Origin of the sequence: Variovorax flavidus (genome assembly GCF_030317145.1) — a bacterium.
Taxonomy (GTDB): Bacteria; Pseudomonadota; Gammaproteobacteria; order Burkholderiales; family Burkholderiaceae_C; genus Variovorax; species Variovorax flavidus.
Window position 1 is genome coordinate 668,243 of record NZ_JASZYE010000002.1, and the last position, 20,696, is coordinate 688,938.

Annotated in this window: 17 protein-coding genes; 11 read left to right on the forward strand and 6 right to left on the reverse strand. The window is 66.5% G+C overall.

Annotation, left to right across the window (positions count from 1 at the left end; translation table 11 throughout):
- Nucleotides 1-8: 8 nt before the first annotated feature.
- The 4 genes from QTH90_RS13855 to kdgD all read left to right on the forward strand — a co-directional run bounded on the left by QTH90_RS13855 (nucleotide 9) and on the right by kdgD (nucleotide 4,749).
- Nucleotides 9-968 (forward strand): Bug family tripartite tricarboxylate transporter substrate binding protein, encoded by a 960-nt coding sequence (locus tag QTH90_RS13855; protein WP_286665122.1) that lies wholly within the window; start codon nucleotides 9-11, stop codon nucleotides 966-968.
- A 32-nt stretch (nucleotides 969-1,000) separates the two neighbouring features.
- Nucleotides 1,001-2,152, forward strand: a complete 1,152-nt coding sequence (locus tag QTH90_RS13860) for an L-talarate/galactarate dehydratase (RefSeq protein ID WP_286665123.1) — start codon at nucleotides 1,001-1,003, stop codon at nucleotides 2,150-2,152.
- A gap of 20 nt (nucleotides 2,153-2,172) precedes the next feature.
- Complete coding sequence (garD, locus tag QTH90_RS13865) at nucleotides 2,173-3,765, forward strand: galactarate dehydratase (protein ID WP_286665124.1); 1,593 nt, start codon at nucleotides 2,173-2,175, stop codon at nucleotides 3,763-3,765.
- A gap of 63 nt (nucleotides 3,766-3,828) precedes the next feature.
- Nucleotides 3,829-4,749, forward strand: a complete 921-nt coding sequence (gene kdgD / locus QTH90_RS13870; RefSeq protein WP_286665125.1) for a 5-dehydro-4-deoxyglucarate dehydratase — start codon at nucleotides 3,829-3,831, stop codon at nucleotides 4,747-4,749.
- A gap of 13 nt (nucleotides 4,750-4,762) precedes the next feature.
- On the opposite strand, the gene QTH90_RS13875 is transcribed toward kdgD, so the two are convergent.
- On the reverse strand, nucleotides 4,763-5,740 hold the full coding sequence (locus QTH90_RS13875; protein WP_286665126.1) for a Bug family tripartite tricarboxylate transporter substrate binding protein: 978 nt from the start codon (nucleotides 5,738-5,740) through the stop codon (nucleotides 4,763-4,765).
- A 180-nt stretch (nucleotides 5,741-5,920) separates the two neighbouring features.
- Between QTH90_RS13875 and QTH90_RS13880 the strand changes: the two genes are divergently transcribed.
- A complete protein-coding gene (locus QTH90_RS13880; protein ID WP_286665127.1) occupies nucleotides 5,921-6,187 on the forward strand; it encodes a hypothetical protein in 267 nt (88 codons plus the stop codon).
- 22 nt (nucleotides 6,188-6,209) lie between these two features.
- Here QTH90_RS13880 and QTH90_RS13885 read toward each other — a convergent pair whose 3' ends face one another.
- Both QTH90_RS13885 and QTH90_RS13890 read right to left on the reverse strand, forming a co-directional pair.
- Nucleotides 6,210-9,758 (reverse strand): autotransporter outer membrane beta-barrel domain-containing protein, encoded by a 3,549-nt coding sequence (locus QTH90_RS13885; protein WP_286665128.1) that lies wholly within the window; start codon nucleotides 9,756-9,758, stop codon nucleotides 6,210-6,212.
- Between the two features lie 322 nt (nucleotides 9,759-10,080).
- The gene (locus QTH90_RS13890) at nucleotides 10,081-11,346 is read right to left on the reverse strand and encodes an MFS transporter (protein WP_444814720.1); all 1,266 of its coding nucleotides are present in this window, start codon (nucleotides 11,344-11,346) and stop codon (nucleotides 10,081-10,083) included.
- Between the two features lie 175 nt (nucleotides 11,347-11,521).
- On the opposite strand from QTH90_RS13890, the gene QTH90_RS13895 reads away from it, so the two are divergent.
- The 4 genes from QTH90_RS13895 to QTH90_RS13910 all read left to right on the forward strand — a co-directional run bounded on the left by QTH90_RS13895 (nucleotide 11,522) and on the right by QTH90_RS13910 (nucleotide 16,501).
- A complete protein-coding gene (locus QTH90_RS13895) occupies nucleotides 11,522-12,340 on the forward strand; it encodes an ABC transporter substrate-binding protein (protein WP_286665129.1) in 819 nt (272 codons plus the stop codon).
- Entirely contained in the window at nucleotides 12,292-12,831 is a 540-nt protein-coding gene (locus QTH90_RS13900) for an LLM class oxidoreductase (RefSeq protein ID WP_286665130.1), read from the forward strand. The genes QTH90_RS13895 and QTH90_RS13900 overlap by 49 nt, the downstream gene beginning before the upstream one ends.
- 156 nt (nucleotides 12,832-12,987) lie before the next feature.
- Complete coding sequence (locus QTH90_RS13905) at nucleotides 12,988-14,586, forward strand: phospholipase D family protein (protein ID WP_286665131.1); 1,599 nt, start codon at nucleotides 12,988-12,990, stop codon at nucleotides 14,584-14,586.
- Nucleotides 14,587-14,716: 130 nt separating this feature from the next.
- Nucleotides 14,717-16,501, forward strand: a complete 1,785-nt coding sequence (locus QTH90_RS13910; RefSeq protein ID WP_286665132.1) for a hypothetical protein — start codon at nucleotides 14,717-14,719, stop codon at nucleotides 16,499-16,501.
- 7 nt (nucleotides 16,502-16,508) lie between these two features.
- On the opposite strand, the gene QTH90_RS13915 is transcribed toward QTH90_RS13910, so the two are convergent.
- Complete coding sequence (locus tag QTH90_RS13915; protein WP_286665133.1) at nucleotides 16,509-17,234, reverse strand: sulfite exporter TauE/SafE family protein; 726 nt, start codon at nucleotides 17,232-17,234, stop codon at nucleotides 16,509-16,511.
- 248 nt (nucleotides 17,235-17,482) lie between these two features.
- Between QTH90_RS13915 and QTH90_RS13920 the strand changes: the two genes are divergently transcribed.
- Together QTH90_RS13920 and QTH90_RS13925 are read left to right on the forward strand one after the other, a co-directional pair.
- On the forward strand, nucleotides 17,483-17,959 hold the full coding sequence (locus tag QTH90_RS13920) for a YqhA family protein (RefSeq protein WP_286665134.1): 477 nt from the start codon (nucleotides 17,483-17,485) through the stop codon (nucleotides 17,957-17,959).
- A gap of 41 nt (nucleotides 17,960-18,000) precedes the next feature.
- Nucleotides 18,001-18,981: an ABC transporter substrate-binding protein gene (locus QTH90_RS13925; protein WP_286665135.1), complete on the forward strand. Its 981-nt coding sequence runs from the start codon at nucleotides 18,001-18,003 to the stop codon at nucleotides 18,979-18,981.
- A 22-nt stretch (nucleotides 18,982-19,003) separates the two neighbouring features.
- On the opposite strand, the gene QTH90_RS13930 is transcribed toward QTH90_RS13925, so the two are convergent.
- Nucleotides 19,004-19,411 (reverse strand): EF-hand domain-containing protein, encoded by a 408-nt coding sequence (locus QTH90_RS13930; protein WP_286665136.1) that lies wholly within the window; start codon nucleotides 19,409-19,411, stop codon nucleotides 19,004-19,006.
- A 284-nt stretch (nucleotides 19,412-19,695) separates the two neighbouring features.
- Nucleotides 19,696-20,685, reverse strand: a complete 990-nt coding sequence (locus QTH90_RS13935) for a phosphotransferase family protein (RefSeq protein ID WP_444814724.1) — start codon at nucleotides 20,683-20,685, stop codon at nucleotides 19,696-19,698.
- Nucleotides 20,686-20,696 lie beyond the last annotated feature (11 nt).

Here is a 20,696-nt window from a genome sequence, read left to right on the forward strand (position 1 = left end):
GACAACCCATGAAGAAATACCTGACCGTGATCGCGCTCGGCCTCGCGGCCCTTGCTGCCAATGCACAGACCTGGCCCGACAAGACCGTGACCCTCGTCGTGCCCTTCCCGCCGGGCGGCTCGACCGACCAGGTGGCGCGCGCCATCGCGCCGCGGCTCACCGACAAGTTCAAGCAGTCCTTCCTCGTCGACAACAAGGCCGGGGCCACCGGCACCATCGGTGCGACCTTCGTCAAGCGCGCGGCGCCCGATGGCGCAACCTTCCTCGTCACCTCGCTCGGTCCGCTCGTCATCGTTCCGCATCTGGTCAAGGGCCTCCAGTACGACGCGCTGAAGGACTTCGATCTCATCACGGTGGCCGTGGCCTCGCCGAACGTGCTGGTGGTGCCCGCGAACTCGCCGCACAAGAGCGTGGCCGATGTGATCGCGTTCCAGAAGGCCAATCCCGGCAAGATGACTTTCGCCTCGGCCGGCAATGGCTCCAGCGACCACCTGACGGCCGAGCTGTTCTGGCAGCAGACCGGCACCATGGGCATCCACGTGCCCTACAAGGGCGGCTCGCCGGCGCACACGGACCTGATGGGCGGCCAGGTGAACGCGTCCTTCCAGAACATCAACTCGGTCGTGCAGTACATCAAGGGCGGCAAGATGCGCGCGCTCGCCGTCACCAGCCCGAAGCGCTCGCCCGTGCTGCCTGACGTGCCGACGCTGGCGGAGGCCGGTGTCAAGAACGTCGAGGTCGCTTCCTGGCAGGCCATCGTCGCGCCCAAGGGCCTGTCGCCCGCCGTGAAGGAAAAGGCGCACGCGGCCTTCGTCGAGGCCCTCAACGACCCGAAGGTCAAGGAGCAGTTCACCTCGATCGGCTTCGAGATGGTCGCCAACACGCCGGCGCAGTTCGCCGAGTTCCAGCAGAAGGAATACGCGCGCTGGAAGAACGTGATCGAGACCGGAAAGATCACGATCGACTGAGCACTGCACGAATCTCCTGAAAGCCACCCACCATGACCGCCACCACTCCATCTTCCGCCAGCGACAGCATCGCCTGGATCCGCGTCTCTTCGTGCTACCTGCCGCTGGCCAATCCGATCAGCGATGCCAAGGTGCTGACCGGCCGCCAGAAGCCGATGACCGAGATCGCGATGCTGTTCGCCGAGATCGAGACTCGCGACGGTCACAGGGGCCTGGGCTTCAGCTACTCCAAGCGGGCCGGTGGTCCGGGCCAGTTCGCGCACGCCAAGGAAATCGCCCCGGCGCTGATCGGCGAGGACCCGAGCGACATCTCCAAGCTGTGGACCAAGCTGTGCTGGGCGGGTGCGTCGGTGGGGCGCAGCGGCATGGCGGTGCAGGCGATCGGCGCTTTCGACGTGGCGCTCTATGACCTGAAGGCGCGGCGTGCCGGCCTCTCACTGTCCAAGCTGCTCGGGTCGCAGCGCGATTCGGTCCAGTGCTACAACACCTCGGGCGGCTTCCTGCACACGCCGCTGGATCAACTGCTGGTCAATGCCGCGGCATCGCGCGAGCGCGGCATCGGCGGCATCAAGCTCAAGGTCGGCCAGCCCGATCGCGCGCTCGACATTGGCCGCGTCGAGGCGGTTCGCAAGCACCTGGGCGACGACATGCCGCTCATGGTCGATGCCAACCAGCAGTGGGACCGCCCGACCGCGCAGCGCATGTGCCGCATCTTCGAGCAGTTCAACCTGATCTGGATCGAAGAGCCGCTGGATGCCTACGACTTCGAAGGACACGCCGCGCTCGCGTCGCAGTTCGATACGCCGATCGCGACCGGCGAGATGCTGACCAGCGCGGCCGAGCACGGCGAGCTGATCCGCCACCGCGCCGCCGACTACCTGATGCCCGATGCGCCCCGCGTCGGCGGCATCACGCCCTTCCTGAAGATCGCGGCCCAGGCCGAACAGGCGGGCCTGAGCCTGGGGCCGCACTTCGCGATGGAACTGCACGTGCACCTCGGCGCCGTCTACCAGACCGAGCCGTGGGTGGAGCACTTCGACTGGCTCGAGCCGCTCTTCAACGAGCGCCTCGAAATCAGCAACGGCCGGATGCTGGTGCCGACGCGGCCCGGCCTCGGCCTCAGCCTCAGCGAGCAGGCCAGGGCCTGGACCCGCGAGGAAGTCGAAGTGGGCAAGCGCGCCTGAACCGGCGCTCCGGAGTACCCATGATTGCTGAAACGCTCCCCCTCCCGCCGCTGTGCATCAGCATGGATGAACGCGACAACGTCGCGATCGTGGCCAACGACGGCGGCCTGCCCGCGGGCACCGTGTTCCCCTCGGGCCTGACGCTGGTGGACAAGGTCCCGCAGGCGCACAAGGTGGCGCTGGTGGACATCCCCGAAGGCGGGGAGGTGCGCCGCTACAACGTCGTGATCGGCTATGCGCTCAAGGCGATTCCCGCCGGCAGCTGGGTGCATGAGCGCTTGCTCAAGATGCCCGCGGCGCGCGAACTCGTCGGCCTGCCGATCGCCACCGTCAAGCCCGAGCCGCAGCCTGCGCTGGAGGGCTACACCTTCGAGGGCTACCGCAACCCGGATGGCTCGGTGGGCACCCGCAACATCCTGGCGATCACGCAGACCGTGCAATGCGTGGCGGGCGTCACCGACTTCGCCGTGAAGCGCATCAAGTCCGAGCTGCTGCCGAGATTCCCCCACGTCGATGACGTCGTGGCGCTCGAACACGGCTACGGCTGCGGCGTCGCCATCGACGCGCCGGACGCCATCATCCCGATCCGCACCCTGCGCAACATCAGCCTCAACCCCAACTTCGGCGGCGAGGTCATGGTGGTGAGCCTGGGCTGCGAGAAGCTCCAGCCCGAGCGCCTGATGCCCCCGGGCACCATCCCGCTGATCGACGAACGCAACGTGGCCGATGTCGGCGACAGCGCGGAGAGCAAGCTCGATGTCGTGTGCCTGCAGGACGACGCGCACGTGGGCTTCATGTCGATGGTCGATTCGATCATGCGGCAGGCCGAGGAGCACCTGGAGCGCCTCAACGCCCGGCGCCGCGAGACCGTGCCGGCCAGCGAGCTGGTGGTCGGCGTGCAGTGCGGCGGCAGCGATGCCTTCTCGGGCGTCACGGCCAATCCGGCGGTCGGCTTCTGCACCGACCTGCTGGTGCGTGCCGGCGCGACGGTGATGTTCTCGGAAGTCACCGAGGTGCGCGACGGCATCGACCAGCTCACCTCGCGCGCCACCACGCCCGAAGTGGCCGACGCGATGATCCGCGAGATGGCCTGGTACGACGCCTACCTGGACAAGGGGCGGGTCGACCGCAGCGCCAACACCACCCCCGGCAACAAGAAGGGCGGGCTGTCCAACATCGTGGAGAAGGCGATGGGCTCGATCGTGAAGTCGGGCAAGTCGCCCATCTCGGGCGTGATATCGCCGGGCGAGAAGGTCCGGCAGAAGGGGCTGATCTACGCAGCCACGCCCGCATCGGACTTCATCTGCGGCACGCTTCAACTCGCCGCGGGGATGAACCTGCACGTTTTCACCACCGGCCGCGGCACACCGTACGGGCTGGCCGAAGTGCCCGTCATCAAGGTCGCGACGCGCGCCGACCTGGCCCGCCGCTGGCACGACCTGATGGACATCAACGCCGGGACGATCGCCACTGGCGAGAAGACCATCGCCGACGTGGGCTGGGAGATGTTCCAGCTGATGCTCGACGTCGCGAGCGGCCGCAGGAAGACCTGGGCCGAGCACTGGAAGCTGCACAACGCGCTGGTGCTGTTCAATCCCGCCCCGGTGACCTGAGTTGCCGCCCGTGCCCGCCATCCGTTCCACCCCTCACGTTTCCCCGTCCAGAGAGAACTCCCCGTGAATCCGCAAGAACTCAAGACCATCATGGGCTCCGGCCTGCTTTCGTTTCCGCTGACCGACTTCGACGGCAACGGCGACTTCCACAAGAAGGGCTACGAGAAGCGCCTGGAATGGCTGGCACCCTTTGGCGCCACGGCGCTGTTCGCCGCCGGCGGCACGGGCGAGTTCTTCTCCCTGACGGGTGACGAATATCCCGGGATCATCAAGACGGCCGTCGATACCTGCCGTGGCGTGGTGCCGATCATCGCGGGCGCGGGTGGCCCGACGCGCTTCGCCATCCAGTGCGCACAGGCGGCAGAGAAGGCCGGCGCGCACGGCATCCTGCTGTTGCCCCACTACCTGACCGAGGCGGGCCAGGAAGGTCTCGCAGCGCACGTCGATGCGGTGTGCAAGAGCGTCGACTTCGGTGTCGTCGTCTACAACCGTGGCGGCGCCACCCGCTTCAAGCCGGACACGCTGGCCGCCCTGGCCGATCGCAACCCGAACCTCGTCGGCTTCAAGGACGGCGTCGGCGACATCGAAGCCATGGTGGCGGTCTATCAGAAGATGGGCGATCGATTCGCCTACCTGGGCGGCCTGCCGACCGCCGAGGTCTATGCCGCTGCCTACAAGGCCATGGGCACGCCGGTGTACTCGTCGGCCGTCTTCAACTTCATCCCCAGGACCGCGATGGATTTCTATCGCGCGGTCGCCGCCGACGACCTGAAGACGCAGCACCGGCTGCTGAAGGACTTCTTCATGCCGTACCTGGAGATCCGCAACCGCATGCAGGGCTACGCGGTGAGCATCGTCAAGGCCGGCGCCAGGATCGTCGGACACGACGCGGGCCCCGTCCGCGCACCGCTGACCGACCTGAAGCCCGACGAAATGGAAGCGCTGAAGGTGCTCATCGACAAGCTGGGCCCCCAGGGCCTCTGAACGCGCGCCGAGGCTATTGAGGCACCAGGCCGGCGGCTTTCACCAGGTCGGCATGGATGCGGGTTTCCTCGGCGATGACTTGCCCGAGAGGCTTGGCGTCGTCGGTCGCCGGCTCCATCCCTACCTCCAGCAGCCTGGCCTTGGCGTCGCCCCGAAGCAGCGCCTTCACGGACTTGTCGAGGCGGTCCAGGATCGGCTGAGGGGTCTTGGCCGGTGCCAGCAACCCGATCCATGCCGACAGCACCACGTTGTTGACGCCGCCTTCGCGCAGCGTCGGGATGTCCGGCGCCGAAGCCGATCGCTTGTCGCTCAGCACGCCCACCGGATGCAGCTTGCCGGCCTTGATGTGCGGCAGGGCCTCCGGCAGCGGCGCGAACACCATGTCGACGACGCCGCCCATCAGGTCGGTGATCGCCGGCGCGCCGCCCTTGTACGGGATGTGCATCAGCCGGGCGCCGGTGCGGCTCTCGAACATGAGCCCCGCCAGGTGCTGCGGGCTCCCGTCGCCCGAGGAAGCGTAGGTGAGCTTGCCGGGGTTGGCCTTCGCCGCCGCCAGCACGTCGCCCACGGTGCCGAAGCGGGCCTTGTCGCGCACGACCAGCACCATCGCCTGGTTGACCAGCTTGGTCACCGGGGCGAAATCGGTCTCCGCGTTGTACGGCAGCGTCTTGAAGATGCTCCGGTTGGTGGTCAGGAAGGAGGCTGGCGACACCATGATCGTGTAGCCGTCCGGCGCCGCCCGCGACACCAGCGGCGTGCCGATCTGGCCGGAGGCGCCGGCCTTGTTGTCGACCACGAAGGGCTGGCCCAGGTCGGCCGCCAGCTGCTGGCTGACCAGCCGCGCCACCATGTCGACGCTGCCGCCGGCCGGCAGCGCGACGATGACCTTGACCGGGCGGCTCGGATAGCTGTCCTGCGCCAGGGAGGTGGCGACCGGAATCAGGGTGAGCGCGGCGCCGAGCGCCACGAAAAGGGATCGAGCAAGGGCCATGAGTGACGGGTCGCTTTCATGCTGGGGAGTGAGACGCCTTGCAGATTCTGTGCCGTCCGGTCGCCAGATGGTACGAATGTCAAAAGATGTGACGTTTGGTTCGAGTGTGAATTTGTCACTTTCCATTCGCCTCGCTGGAGGGTTCAATCCCTACCTTCGCATAACCCAGGAGCGGCCGCGATGAACAAGGAACTGCAACTGATCGTTGACCAACCCAGCGCAGGGCATTTCTATTGGACGATCGTCTACCTGGGCGAACATGGCGAGGATCACTCCGTCGTCGACTACTCGCGCGGCCCGCTGCCCACCCGCAGCTCGGCGATGAATGCCGGCATGGCCGCCCTCGTCGGGCATCAGCGCGCAGGCAGCCCGTGGCTGGGACAGGCGTCGGGCGCCCGGTTCGGCTGGAACACCGATACGGTCCCCGGGGTGCTCCTGCAGGGCTAGCGGGCGACTTGCCGGCAACTAGCTACCAGGTGCGCTTGCCCCCGATCCTCAGCGTGACGGCGCTGTAGCCCTGGCTCCCCCATTGGTAGCCCAGGTTCCCCCAGTAGGTCCAACCCTTGCCCCGCTCGGCATTGACGCCGACCTTCACTTCATAGCGGTCCTTCGGATACAGATCCCTCAGCGCAACCTGGTTGAACGCGAGCGTGTTGTCCGAGCTGTCGTGCCACCAGTTCAGCGTGAGATAGGGCTGCGTGCGCTTGCCGTCATCGCCGATCCACGTGCGATGCGTGCGCAGCCCCAGCCGTGAGATCCAGCCGCTGCCGTTGCTGCCGTCGATGCGCGTGCCGTTGGGCTCGGTGATGTCGTCGTCGCTGTACTTGAGGTAGATCAGCTGTGCCTGGGGCTCCACGATCCAGTCGCTGTCCTCGCGCACGCGAGTCGCATAGCCGGTTTCCCCGGAAAGCGTGAGCACCCGGGAGTCGTACTTGACCTCGGGCAGCAGGCTGCCCTGCACGCTGTTGCTGAACCAGCCGTAGGTGCCCCAGACGTCGGCGTACCAGCCAAGCTTCTTCTCGTCGTTCTCGTACCAGGTGCCGTAGGCGCCCAGGTTCCAACCCTCGGTCTTGCCGCGGGCGGTGGCGGGGTTTCCGGCGGCCGTCGCGTCGCTGTTGGACCAGCCGTAGCCGAGCATCGCACCCAGGTGCAGGCGATCCGGCGGGCTCTTGTCCTTGTCCTTGAACACCGACCAGCTGGCGATGTCGCCGCCGCCATGGATCAGCCAGTCGCGCGAGCCGACATCGAAGTTGCCGTCGCGCGAGGTCGCGTCGATGTCCTTGCCGACGACACGCAGCCAGCCCGAGCGGCGCTTGTCGTCCGGCTCGTCGAAGGTCTGGTATTCGATCCACTGGGGCTCGCCCAGGCGATCGTGGAGGCTGTGCAGGAAGAGTCCGCCCGCCGAGCGCTGGTTCGCGAGATAGGCGCCGACCTCCGGGCGATACAGCGGAACCTTGATCGAAGGCGGGATCGGCAGGATGTCCGGCGTGGGAGGCGGCGGAGGCACGGGTGGTCCCGGCGGCGAAGGCGTTGGCGGGGCAGGAGGCGGTGGGGCGGGAGGCGGCGGCGGAACAGGCCCGATCGAGCGCTCCGAGCGCAGATACCAGGCCTGCGGGTTGGACGCATCCACGCTGCTGCGGTAGAGCTGGTATTCGTAGGGGCCGGCCACCGCGCGCCCGTTCAGCACGAAGGCGCCGGGCTGGGTCACGCCGCCGTTGGCCGTGTCGACCACCATGATCCCGTTGGCGAGCGTCAGGGCGCCGGGCCCTCCTGCATTGGTGATGCGCAAGCCGGTGAGGCCCGTTGCGCTCCCGCCGTCGATCACCAGGCGATCCGAGGGCGATCCATCGCCACCGAGAAACGTGTGGAGGCCGATGACCCCGGATTGCCCGACGTAGTTGACCACCGTCAGCGTCTTGAACACCCCGGCCGATGGCGGCGAGAACAGGATCTGGCTGGAGTCGTTGCCCAGGCTGGTGAGATTCGAATTGCCGGTCATGTTCCAGACCGTGCCGTTGCGCAGGGTCACGTTCGACACGCTGCCCGGCGCCGTGGTCGCGAAGCCGTTCAGGGTCGAGCCGCTGGCATCGATGCTGGCCAGGCCGGGCTTGCCCGCAAGCAGCGACGCGGAACGCGGCGCGTTCGCCGGCTTGGCAAGGGCGACGGCGTCCGGATCGGGCAGGTCGGGCACGCCACCCAGCCCGGGATCGGGCGCGCCCAGGAGAGGGAAGTCATCGACCGTGCCGACATGGAGCCATTGCCCGCTCCCCGACACCACGGTGTTGACCAGCGACACATTGCCTGCGCCCGCGACACCGATGGTCGGTCCCGTCCGATTGGCCAATGAACTGCCGGTGAAATCGGCGCTGGGCGCCGGACCGTTTTCTCCGGCGACGAACAGCGCGGCAGCATTCGCGCCCAGCGCATTGACGGTGGCGACATTGCCGCTGACCCGCGCGCCCTCCTGCACCACCACGCCATGCGCCGCGCTGCCGTCTGCCGTCACTTGCGTCTGGTTCAAGGTCACCGCGCTGAACAGCGAACCCTGCGCGTCGCGCGCCAGCACGCCGTGGGCCGAGACGCCGTGGGTTGCCACGGTCGTGTTGCTCGCGACCACCGATCCGCCCGTCCGGGCGCGGAGTCCCACCGCGCCTTCACCTTGCGTCGTGATGGACACACGGTCGAGCGCGATGGTGGCCGGCGCCTCCAGGAAGTTGCGCTCCGCGTCGGCGCCGTAGCCCTTGAGCCCTGATGTGACGACCCGGGTGCCGGCCGCACCGATGTGCGCCGCAAATTGCGACCCCGCCTGTTCCACGACGGAAAACATCCCGAGCCCCAGCGTGCCTTGCGTCGTGATGGACCCGTCGACCAGCGTCACCGTGCCCCCGTCGTCGGCCACCGCGCCGATGGCCTGGCCGTCGGCGCCCAAGGTCAGGACATCCACGCGCGTCGCCGTCAGGGTGGCGCCGGGATTGCGCGCGACCAGGCCATGGGGCTTGGTGTCCGCTCCCCTTACGCGCCGGCCCGAGGTCGTGACGCTCGAGTCGGTCAGGATGACCGTGCCACCCACGTCCGCCACGGCGCCCATCGAGGTGTCGTCCCCGGTGGTGGAGACGGTCACGCGGCTGGCCGTGAGGGTCGCCCCGCTGGCCGCGTTCAGCGCAGTGGCATCGGCGCCGGCCGTCGCCACCGATGCATCCGACAGGGTGGCGGTGGCCCCGAGGGTCGCGCGCACACCGATGCCGTTCTTCCTGTCGGTCGAGATGCTGCTCTGGTTCTTCATCTCGAAGACGGAGCCGTTTCCCGCCACCTCTGCGCCGAGAAGCCCGAAATTGGTGACGGTCATCCGCGTGTTGCTCACGCTCACCTGGCCGCCGCCGAACACATCGATGGCCCGCGAGCGGTCACCGCTCACCGTGAGCGTGGCATCGGACACCGATGCCGTGGCATTCGCGGCGCGCACGGACACCGCATGGTCCCTGACGCCCGACGCGGTGATCGCACCGCCGCTCATGTCGAAGGCGCCGCCAGCGCCCACCAACGCGCCCGCAGCGGGCGCCGTGTCGGTCTGCCCGTTGCTGGATGTGGTGATGGAACTGCCGGTCAGGCTCACGCTGGCACCGGAGTCCACCTGCACGCCGTTCGACCTCGCGCCCGACACGGTCACGCCGATGCCTGTGCCGACGATGCGGCTGCCTGCCCCGGTGGCCTGCAGGCCGTGGCTTCCGATCGCGGCGTTGAGCACGGTCGGGCCGGTGGTCGTGATCGAGGTCGCGCCGCCAAGCAGGATCGTTGCGCCATCCAGTGCGAGGGCGCCGGTGTCGTTGCTGCCGGTCGTTCGGACCACGACCCCGTTGGCGGTGATCTGTGCGGCCGAGCCTGTCCCGCGAAGAGCGGAAACGTTGGCCGCTGCCACGGTGATGGTCGAGGCCGGCGTCACGACGCACGATGTGTTCGTGACCGACACCGGCCCCGGAAGGCATGCGGTCTGCCCCCATGCGGTTCCGGCGAGGCTCACTGCCGAGAGCGCGAACGAGCAGCAGTGCCATCGACAAACCGTCCGCTCGGCAGACGAATGGTTGGAAGCCGTGCGCCTCCCATCGCTTCGGGTGGGCTGGACCGACATGGCGTGCATGGTCGAAGTCTCCTGTGCCGATGCCCCGGAGCGGTTCGGCGCAGTCGCGACGCACCGCCCGTTTGACACGCGCCGTCGTCCGGGTCGTGCGGCATGTTCCTCGCCTGGGCGCGCATTTTCAGACGGGATCTGTGGGCCTGTCTATTGACCTCCGATGCAGGGAGGATTGCCCCCGAGGGCAACTTCACGCTCAGAAGCCGCGGATCTACCGGGCCCCGTACATGCTCTCGAAAATGGCGCGCTGGGCCCACCAGTTCCAGCAGGCGCCCGCCGCCATCAGCAGGCAGGTCGCGAGGAAGACGGTCGGCATGCCGAAATGACCGCCCACGAACCCGCCCAGCAGCGGTCCAACCACCTGCCCGGTGTATTGCGCCGAGATCGAATAACCCAGCATGCTGCCGGCCACGCCCTCCGGCACGCTGTGGCGGATCACGCTCGCGATGCAAGGCAGCAGCCCGCCGAGCGACAGGCCCATCAGGAAGCGCAGCAGCACCAACTGCCAGCCGGCGGTCACGAAGGCCTGCGGCACCAGCAGCACGGCCGAGATCGCCAGGCAGCCGATGATCACGTTCCAGTGGCCGACCCGGTCGGCCAGCCGGCCCAGATGCGCGGCCGAAAGCACGCTGCCGAGCGCCGCTGCCGACATCACCAGGCCGGCCACCACCGTCACCCGCGCCGGATCGGCGACCAGCTGGGCGACGTAGACGGTGATGATCGGCTCGATCGACATGTTGGCCAGCATCAGCAGCATGCCGGTGAGCAGCATGGCGGCCACCGGGCGCTTGTCCGGCACGCCGGCCCAGCCACCGGGCGGCCTCCCGGCCTTGGCCACGCGCAGGGGCCGACGCTCCTCGCGCACCAGCACGAGCGTCGCGAGGAAGGCGATGAAGATCACTGCGCCGGCGCCGAAGAAGGTCCAGCGGATACCGATCAGTGGCGGCAGCACGCCGCCGATCAGCGGTCCGACCAGGCTGCCGGCCATGATCGCGGACGACAACGTGCCGAGCGCCCAGCCGGATCGATCCTTCGGCGTCTGGGTGGCGATCAGCACCGTCGAGCCCGAGGCGTAGCCGCCCAGCAGACCGGCAAGAAGACGCAGCCCGACCAGTTGCCAGACGTCCTGTGCCAGGCCGATCAGGGCCATCGCCAACGCCATGCCGAGGCTGGCGCGGATCAGCATCAGCTTGCGCCCGTAGCGATCGGCGAGCCGTCCCCACAGCGGCGCCACCAGCGCTGCGCTCAGGAAGGTGGCGCCGTAGGCCGCGCCTGACCATTGCACGATCGCGGCGTGATCGTGGACGCCGAGCTGCTCTACATAGAGCGGCAGGAAGGGCAGCAGCAGCGTCATCGCCACGATGGTGGTGAAGGAGCCGAACATGCACACGGCCAGGTTGCGCCGCCAGTGTTCGGGAGCCGCATCGGGGTGCGGGCGGATGGCTTGCGTCGGATCGGCGGACGGGGTTGCTGACATGAGCCCCGGATTGTCCCGCCGTCACCTCCGGTGCTTGCATGCCATGTCGCGATGGCAGCCATCGCGGGTTCATGGCCTCCGGCGTGGAGTGCGTGCGTAGCCGTTAATTCATAACCAGATATCGTTTATCGAAAAGCGTCTAAAGCGGAGAAGTTTGTCGGGTGATCATCGTTAGATGAAAAATCAACAGACCCGCACGAAGTGGCGTGCCCGTGGTCAGGTGTTGTGCCTCGCGTCTTCGCTGACGCTCGTCGCCGCACAGGCTCAACAGACACTGCCGTCTCAGGTTCCTGCGAACACCAAGCTTGTCGTTGCCGACCAGAACGAAAACCTGCAGACGCTCATGCGCGCTTCCGGTGAGCAACAGAAGTTGGCATCGACGGTCAGCTACGCCAACTTCCAGGGTGGCCCGGCGATCTTCGAGGCGTTTCGAGCCGGCGCGCTGGACCTGGCCATCGTCGGCAACACACCGCCGATCCAGGCCCACGCCGCCGGTCAGGTGCTGCCGATCGTTGCGGTCCGCACCACCGATGCGCCCGACTACTTCCTGGCCGTTCGCCCCGGCCTGCAGATCGAAAGACTGACCGATCTCAAGGGCCGCAAGATTGCCTACGCCGAGGGCACCGGTCGCCAGCCGTACGTGCTGAGCGCATTGAAGATTGCCGGCCTGCGTCCGAACGACGTCAAGCTCGTGCCCTTGCGCGCCGGCGAATTTCCAACGGCCGTACAGACTGGCCAGGTGGACGTGGCGGCGCTGACCGAACCTCACTTCAGCCGCTACCTGCGCACCTATGCCGACCAGAAGGCCAGTGCGCTTCCGAAGAGCGAGCATGCGAAGTTGCCGACGAACACGAGCTACCTCTATGCAAGCCCCGCAGCGCTGGCCAACCCCGCCAAGGCCGCGGCCATACGCGACGTTGTGCGGCACTGGGTGGCGGCCAGCGATTGGGCCCAGCGCAGGCTCGCCGGCGATCGGATGAACTCAATGCGCTGACCGATGCCGAAGTCGGGCGCGCGCGACTATCCAACCGCTTCGGCGGCTACGACTTCTCGCACCTGCCGCTGGACCGCGTGCTGTCGGTCGACGACTTTCCTGATCCTTCCAAAGTCGAAGCGGCACGAAGCAGGGCGTCGGTCATCACTTCCCTGGTCGCGCGCGAACGGCCAACGCTGCGCCAGCTGCTTCAAAAGCTGGCCGGTGCACGCGGCCACTTCTCGATCGTCGGCACGCCGGAACAGGTGGCGGATGCGATCGAGGATTGGGTGACGCATCAGGCCGCCGATGGATTCAACCTGATGCCGCCCGTGCTGCCGGCGGTGCTGGACGACTTCGTCGAGCAGGTGATTCCGCTGCTGCAGCGGCGCGGACTGTTCCGCACGGCGTACGAGGGCGACACGCTGCGCGAGCACTTCGGCCTGAACCGGCCGCCCAACCCCTACTTCGAGCCATCCCGGCAGGAACAGGCCGTCATGGAAGAAGGCTGACTTCAGGCTTCGTGGTGATCACTCCTCGTACTCTGTTGAACAGGAAAACGGCAGAGTAGGTTGAACGTCCCGACTGAGGTTCGGGTCGGCGCACCCCTCATGAGTGCATCGGATTTCGATCGGCGCCAACGGCGCTGGCAGAATTCCCTTGACTCAATGAGCAACCTGGCCCACTTCGAAATCAAGTCTGCGCTGTCCGCAACGGCGCGATGGCTGGCTGCGGCGGCGCTTGCCGGCCTGCTGGCCGCATGTGCGCTACCGCCGCTGGAGGGACGCAGCGAGTCGGAGGCGCTGCCAACAGCCGAAATGCGCGATACGCCGCTTGGCAGCGCGGTCGGCGTCCTCGCGAAGGAGCATCCGGGACTGACGGGCATCCATACGCTGGAAGACCCGCGCGAAGCGTTCGCGGCGCGGGTGCAGATGGCGCAGCACGCCCAGCGCACACTGGATGTGCAGTACTACATCTGGCGCAACGACACGACCGGCCATCTGCTGCTGGAGGCCTTGCACTCGGCCGCCGATCGTGGGGTGCGCGTGCGCTTGCTGCTGGACGACCTCGGTCATTCGGGGCTCGATGAAGAGTTGGCTGCTCTGGACGCGCATCCCCAAGTGGAGGTGCGCCTGTTCAATCCGTTCCTGTTCCGTCCGTTCAAGCCGCTGGGCTTCGTGACTGACTTCTCGCGCGCGAACCGGCGGATGCACAACAAGAGCTTCACGGCTGACAATGCGATCACCGTCGTGGGCGGCCGCAACGTCGGCGACGAGTACTTCGGCGCCACCGATGGCGTCCTGTTTGCCGACCTCGACGTGTTGGCGATCGGGCCGGCAGTCGAGCAGATCTCGAGTTCGTTCGACGCCTATTGGGCCAGCGCATCGGCTTATCCGATAGCTTCGCTGGTGACGCCGCCCTCCGCTGAAGCCCTGACTGCCTTCCGGGACCGAAATGCCCTGGTGGAGCGGTCCGAGCTGGCTGCCTCCTACAAGCAGGCCGTGCGTGAGATGCCTTTCTACGGAAGCCTGATCCGGAAGGACTATTCGCTCGTCTGGGCGCCTGCGCACCTGGTGGTCGACGATCCGTCCAAGGGGCTGGCACTGGCCGAACCGGAGCAATTGCTGTTGCATCACATGACGGAGGCCGTCGGTGTGCCCACGCGCAGTGTCGATCTGGTGTCGCCGTACTTCGTGCCGACCGATGCCGGCACCGACTACTTCGTAGGCCTCGCCCTGCGCGGCGTGCGCGTGCGCATCCTCACCAATTCGTTGGCCGCCACCGACGTCCTCGCGGTGCATTCGGGTTACGCACGCCATCGGCAACGTCTGTTGGCCGCTGGTGTGGCGCTGTATGAGCTCAAGCCCGACCCGACGGGTCCGGCCAGCAGTGCCGCGCGGAAGGAAGAGGGTCATCGCATGCCGGGCAGTTCCGGCAGTTCGGGCACCAGCCTGCATGCCAAGACTTTCGGCGTGGACATGGAACGCGCCTTCGTCGGCTCATTCAACTTCGATCCACGCTCGGCGCGGCTCAACACCGAGCTGGGACTCATCATCGACAGCCCGCAGCTGGCAGCCGCGATCGCGCAAGCCTTCGACGTGCGCGTTCCGGTGAGCAGTTGGAAGCTGCAACTCGATCCCGAGAGCGGTGGGCTGCTTTGGATCGACGGCGCCCACCCACCCCTGTCGATCGAGCCCATGACGACCTGGTGGCAGCGCTTTGTCGTGCGCCTGCTGGAGCCGCTGCCGATCGACTGGATGCTCTGACAAGAGCGCAGCCTGCGCGGCGGATGCCCCGTCCGCCGCATTGAGGATGACGGCCTGAACACGCGCTGGTACACCGTATAGCCTGCAATCGGCATTCGCAGGTCGCGTGTCTACCGAAGGGAGTTCATCCATGGCAACGTCAACCACTCGTCAGGCCCTGAAGGTCGAGGCGCCGCTTCCACCCTTCGACGACATCAGCATCGGCAATCGCGAACTCATCCGGCTCAACCTGAAACGTCGCCTCGACGTCTTTCGAACGCCAGAGCTGTTCTACCCGTGGTGGCGTCGCTGCACCGTCAAGGCGCTGATCGTGACCGATGGCTCGCTCAACTTCGGCGAAGGCGATTTTGGTTTGTCGACGTTCGTGCGGACCCTGAGGGACGAGGCGCCCGGCCGTGTGCACTTCGAGCTGACGCTGGCGCATATTCGCAATGTCACCGATGCCGAGATGCTTGCCTCGGAGACAGGCATCGCGAACCGCATCAAGTCGTTCCGATTCGACAACGTGGCCCACTTCACGGCGGATATGTACGACCAGATCTGGCTGTTCGGAATCGAAACCAGCTATGCCGGAATGACAGGGCGTGGAACCTTCCTCGCCCCCGCGGAAATCGACGCCATCCATGCGCACATGCAACGCGGCGGCGGCGTGTTCGCGACGGGGGATCACGGCTTTCTTGGCCAGGCGCTTAGCGGGGGCCTGCCACGCGTTCGCAACATGCGCTACTGGGGCGACTTCCCAAGCTCCACCAACGACCAGAACCAGGTCAGCATGACCGGACCGCGCCGCAATGACTCGAACCAGGAAGGGCACGATACGGGAACGTCCTTCAGCGACCAGAGCGACGATGTTCCGCAGCCACTCGACCTGCTGCTCTACAGCTCCTACGCAGGCTTCCTGCGCGCTGCGCGCTACCCTCATCCGGTGATGTGTGGCCGCATGGGGCGCATTGATGCCTTCCCCGACCACCCGCACGAGGGCGAGTGCCGCGAGCCGCCCGACGTGACGCTACCCTTCGGCGGTGCCGACGAGTACCCGGTCGACAGTGGCGGCAGCCGGATCGTGCCCGAGGTCGTCGCCTGGGGGCGTGTGCGTGCGGGCAATACGACCCGGTCGACGGGGCCGAACGGAATGAAGATCCCGACCGTTGCGCAAACCTTCGGCGTGGTGTCCGCCTATGACGGTCATCGCGCAAGCGGCAAAGGGCGCGTTGTCTGTGACTCGACCTGGCACCACTTCGTCAACGTGAACCTGATCGGTGTGCTGGAGGGAGGGGGCTTCGACGAGTTCTCGTCTGCTGGCGAGGACCCGAGCAAGCACAACGGCTTCCTGAGTTCGGCATCCGGGTTGGCGGCGCTGAGCAAGATCAAGAACTACTACACCAACATCGGCGTCTGGATCTCCCCGCCTCCGAGGCACGCGTGCTTCCATCGTCTGATCTGGTGGGAAGTGATCTTCAGCGACCGACTCATCGAGGCGACCCTCACCAGCCCGGATATTGCGCTGGACCGCATCCCTGCCTCCACGTTGATGCACATCGGCATTCATGCACGCGATGTGTTTGCGCGGCGGGCCGGCCAGTGTCAGACACTTGAATGGTTGATCGACTGGTCAAGGCAGTTCATCGAGGTCGTCTGGCTCGACCCGTGGGATCCGATCACCCGCATTCAGTTGGAGAAGGGCGACCCGCCGCTGCCCGCGGTGGACCCGATGCCCGTGGTCGACGTTGCGCTCGGCGCTGCCCTGGTCTCGATGAGGCAGCAGTTTCCATTTCCGCCCGCGAAGATCACTGAAAAGCACGATGGCATCGCATTGAAAGCCATCACGAAAGGGGCAACCTACGGGATGGACCTCGCTGCGAAGCTGACTCTGGAGCAGTGCAAGTCGTTCGCGACCGTGTTGCGACGCCAGTAGCCGGCACTCAACGCACTGCAGTCCACAGCAGCGCGATGCCGGACGTCAACATCAATGCATCCAGCATCCTGTTGAACACATGGATTTCCATCCGCTTGAGGATGGCCTTGCCTCCGTAGGTGCCCAGCATGAGCGAAGCGCCCACGATGCTTCCTTGAAGCAGGATCTCCAGCGGGGCGGCTCCCAGCTGCCTGAACGTGGCGACCTTGCTGACGTAGAGCACCAGCGCGCTGGCGGCTTCGGTCGCAATGAAGGCCCCGGAAGACAGGCCATACGCCGTGAACACCGGCACGCTGAGCGGCCCGGTCGACAGAACCAGGCCGGTGAGGAAGCCAATCAACGCGCCCGCAACGGCCAGGTGCCACAGGGCCGGACGCCATGCGAGCCTCGCCTGCAGGCGCCGGAGCGGAATCATCGCGAGGAAGAAGACGCCGAGCATGGCCTCCACGACGGAGGAGGGAAGTGCCAGCATCGTGCTCGCGCCCAGAGCGGCCGCCGGTGCGCCCGGAATTGAATAGGCCGCCACGGCCTTCCAGTCGATCCGACTCCACCAGGCCGTCACGCGCGCCATGTTTCCCATCACCGCCGCGACCGCCATGATGGGCACCGCATGCTTGGGCCCGAACACGTACACAAGAATCGGAAGGAGCAACAGGGACGAACCCGTTCCGATGATGCCGCTCACGCATCCGGCGAACAGGCCGACGACCAGGACGAAGAAGTAGGAAAGCAAACTCGGGAAGAAGGGAGAGGGAAGAGGCCGGAAGCAAGGCGGCGCCACTCACAGACACCACCACTCCTGGCCGATTGTGGCCGGGGCTCTGGTCAGTGTGCACGCGCTCTGGATGACGTCGTTGCGGCCCGGCGACGTCTTCTTCTTCGGCGGCGGTGCCTTGCCTAGACCATTCGATGCACGCAGCGGCGCCTGTGTTCGTGCCATATTGGCCTCCTCTGCCATATCCAAACCGAGGAGGTCTTCCGATGATGCGACGCGTCCTGGCTTCGAGCCGCTACATCATGATCATTCCCGTGATCGGGACCTTTCTGGGTTCCGTGGCGCTGATCCTGTACGAGTCGATCGCCTTGTGCTTGACCTTCATGGAGGCGATCCGTGGTGGAACGGTGTCAGCCAAGGCGGTCAAGATCTTCGCGGTGGGCATTGTCGAAGCGGTGGACGTCTTCCTCATCGGCATTGCGGTCTACCTGATCAGCATCGGCCTCTATTCGCTGTTCATCGATGACAAGCTGCCGCTGCCGAAATGGCTCGAAGTCCACAACCTCGAGGACCTCAAGGGCAACCTGGTGAGCGTCGTCATTGCCGTTCTGTCGGTCCTGTTCCTGCGCGAGGTCGTCGCCTGGGAGGGCTCCAGCGACATCGCCGCGTTCGGCGTGGGGCTGGCGCTCGTCGTGACGGCGCTGACCTTCTTCCTGATGAAGAACAACGCGCGACGGCAATAGGGTGTCTTGCGCAGCCGGCGCCAAAGGTGCAGGCTCCCGCCATGAAACGACGCACGGTCCTGGGCACCGCGTTCGCCCTTGCGTTGATGCAGAACAGTTCGCGGACCGTCGCAGCCGACAAGGTGCTGCGCCTCGGGTGGGTCAGCGCACAGGAGGCGGCGAGCCTCACGCCGATGGTCGCCGCCTTGCGCGCCTCGCTGGCCAGGCTGGGCTATGTCGAGGGCCGCAATCTCGCCATCGAGTTCAGGTATGGCGACAACTCGGTCGAGCGTGTCCCTGAACTGGTCGCGGAACTCCAGCGCGTGCCGGTCGACATCCTGCTGGCGCAGGGAGGTCCGGCAGTCAACGTGGTGGGCGGTCTTCCGGTGGGCGTGCCGGTGGCTTACGTCTTCAGCGGCGACCCGGTTTCGGCCGGCTTCGCGAAGAGCCTCGCGCACCCCGACTCGAACATGACCGGCCTGACGCTGCTGGCCGCCGAGATGAACGGCAAGCTGCTGGAGATCCTGCGCGAGATGGTGCCGTCGCTGCGCGACGTGGCCATCATCGTCAATCCCCAGCACCCCGGCTCGCACATAGAACGCGACTACACAGACGGGGCGGCCAGGCAACTCGGCCTGCGCACCGAATACTTTCCCGCGCGGACGCGCGACGAGCTGGCGTCCTCGCTGGAGGCCATGGCCGCTTCGCCGGCGCGTGCGGTGTCGATCTTCAGCGACAGCTTCGCGGTGGCCAACCGGCGTCAGATCCTCGATTTCGCCATCGCGCGCAGGATGCCCGTCATGTCGGGCTGGCCGATCTTCGCGGACAGCGGCGCGCTCTGCACCTATGGGCCGCGCCTCGTCGACTCCTATGCGCGGCTCGCCTCGTATGTCGATCGCATGGCCAAGGGCGCGAGGCCCGCGGAACTGCCGATCGAGCGGCCCACCACCTTCGAACTGGTGCTGAACCTGAAGACCGCCGATGCGATCGGGCTCAAGCTGCCGCAGTCGCTGCTGGTGCGTGCCGACCGGCTCATCAGCTAGCAGGCTGCCACGTCCCGCAGGTCTATCTGGCCTGCAGCGTCAGCGCCCGAAGGTATTCCGAGCGATCCAGCGTGCCATCGTTGTCGGGATTGGCCTCGTTGAAGATGGTCTTGCTCTTGATGCCAGCCTTCGCGGCTTCCTTGCGATCGAGCGTCCCGTCGTTGTCGGGATTGGCCTTGTCGAACTGATAGGTGATGGCGGCCTGGAACTCCTTGATGTCGAGGGTGCCGTCCTTGTCAGGATTCGCATGCTCGAAAGCCTCCTTGAGGATGCCGAAATTTGCAGCTTCGGCCCACCTGACCGTGCCACCGTTATCGCGATCGGCTTTCTTGAATGCCGCAGCGATCTCTGCCTCCGACGGCTGCCCGCCGGCTGCAAGGGCTGCGAACGAGATCCAGGCGGTCGCGACTGCGGTGATGAGTGCCTTCATTGAACACCTCGTTGTTTGCAACTTCAGCGTAGGTGCGCCCCAGTCGGTCCGGTGTCGGCCATGGGCGCCCGATGTCGTCGGAGGCCGCGTCCGCCAGAGACACCTCGCCACAGTTGGATATAAGGGTTAACCCTACAATGGAGCTTGCCTTCTTCTCCAAGGAACCCTCATGTTTACCGCTCTGACCTGCGTCGGTCTTCTGGCAATCGTTGTCGGCAACGCAGTGATCTATTCGCAAGAAATGGACACGATGCTGGGCCTGCGCTGACCCGCGTATAGGCCTCTCACACCGCCTGCGCGGCCTTCATGGCCTGCTGCCAGGCAAGTTCCGCCACCTGTTCGAAATGCGATGACAGGTCCGCCGCCTCGGCGCTCGCCGCCGTCCCGCGAATGAGGCGCCCGCGAATGCCGTGCAGGATCGCGGCGAAGCGGAACATGTTGAACGCCACGTAGTAGTCCAGCGCGGGCAGGGCCGCCCGCCCGGTGCGCCGGCAATAGGCGGCGACGTAGGCCGCTTCATCGGGCAATCCTCCGGCCGCGAGGTCCACGCCCCGGATGCCGCCGATGATCTCGGGCGGCATCCTGAACATCATCGCGTGATAGGCGAAATCGGCCAGCGGATGGCCGAGCGTGGACAACTCCCAGTCCAGCACCGCCACCACCCTCGGCTCGCTCGGGTGGTAGATCAGGTTGTCGACGCGGTAGTCCCCATGCACGATCGACGTCTCGTCGTCCGCCGGCACGTTCCGCGCGAGCCATTCGACCAGCCTGTCCATGTCGGCGTTGCGGCCCGCGGCCTCGTCCTCGACATACTGCTTCGACCAGCGGCGCACCTGGCGCTCCACATAGCCGCCGACGCGGCCGTAGTCCTCCAGTCCGATCGCCCGGAAGTCGACCTGGTGCAATTGCGCGAGCGTCGCGTTCATGGCATCGAAGCAGGCGCCGCGCTCGGCCACGGGCAGCACTGAAAAGGCGGAGTCCCAGAAGATCCGTCCCTCCACCATCTCCATCACGTAGAACCAGCTGCCGATCACCGCGTCGTCCATGCACAGGCCATGCAGCGCCGGCACCGGAAACCCGACCTGGCGCAGCGCACCGATCACGCGTGCCTCGCGCTCGACCGCGTGCGCGCCCTTGAGCAGCACCCCCGACGGCTTGCGGCGCAGGACATAGGAGCGCCCGGGCGTCTTGAGCTGGTAGGTCGGGTTCGACTGCCCGCCGGCAAAGCGCTCGGCCCGGATCGGCCCGGCAAAGCCGGGCACGTGGACCTTCATCCAGTCGCCGA

Bases quoted from the DNA above. Each gene is read 5' to 3' on its own strand.
- QTH90_RS13855 (WP_286665122.1), top strand. From the start codon at position 9: ATGAAGAAATACCTGACCGTGATCGCGCTCGGCCTCGCGGCCCTTGCT.
- QTH90_RS13860 (WP_286665123.1), top strand. From the start codon at position 1,001: ATGACCGCCACCACTCCATCTTCCGCCAGCGACAGCATCGCCTGGATC.
- garD (WP_286665124.1), top strand. From the start codon at position 2,173: ATGATTGCTGAAACGCTCCCCCTCCCGCCGCTGTGCATCAGCATGGAT.
- QTH90_RS13875 (WP_286665126.1), bottom strand. From the start codon at position 5,740: ATGGCCCTTGCTCGATCCCTTTTCGTGGCGCTCGGCGCCGCGCTCACC.
- QTH90_RS13880 (WP_286665127.1), top strand. From the start codon at position 5,921: ATGAACAAGGAACTGCAACTGATCGTTGACCAACCCAGCGCAGGGCAT.
- QTH90_RS13890 (WP_444814720.1), bottom strand. From the start codon at position 11,346: ATGTCAGCAACCCCGTCCGCCGATCCGACGCAAGCCATCCGCCCGCAC.
- QTH90_RS13895 (WP_286665129.1), top strand. From the start codon at position 11,522: ATGAAAAATCAACAGACCCGCACGAAGTGGCGTGCCCGTGGTCAGGTG.
- QTH90_RS13905 (WP_286665131.1), top strand. From the start codon at position 12,988: ATGAGCAACCTGGCCCACTTCGAAATCAAGTCTGCGCTGTCCGCAACG.
- QTH90_RS13910 (WP_286665132.1), top strand. From the start codon at position 14,717: ATGGCAACGTCAACCACTCGTCAGGCCCTGAAGGTCGAGGCGCCGCTT.
- QTH90_RS13920 (WP_286665134.1), top strand. From the start codon at position 17,483: ATGATGCGACGCGTCCTGGCTTCGAGCCGCTACATCATGATCATTCCC.
- QTH90_RS13925 (WP_286665135.1), top strand. From the start codon at position 18,001: ATGAAACGACGCACGGTCCTGGGCACCGCGTTCGCCCTTGCGTTGATG.
- QTH90_RS13930 (WP_286665136.1), bottom strand. From the start codon at position 19,411: ATGAAGGCACTCATCACCGCAGTCGCGACCGCCTGGATCTCGTTCGCA.
- QTH90_RS13935 (WP_444814724.1), bottom strand. From the start codon at position 20,685: ATGAAGGTCCACGTGCCCGGCTTTGCCGGGCCGATCCGGGCCGAGCGC.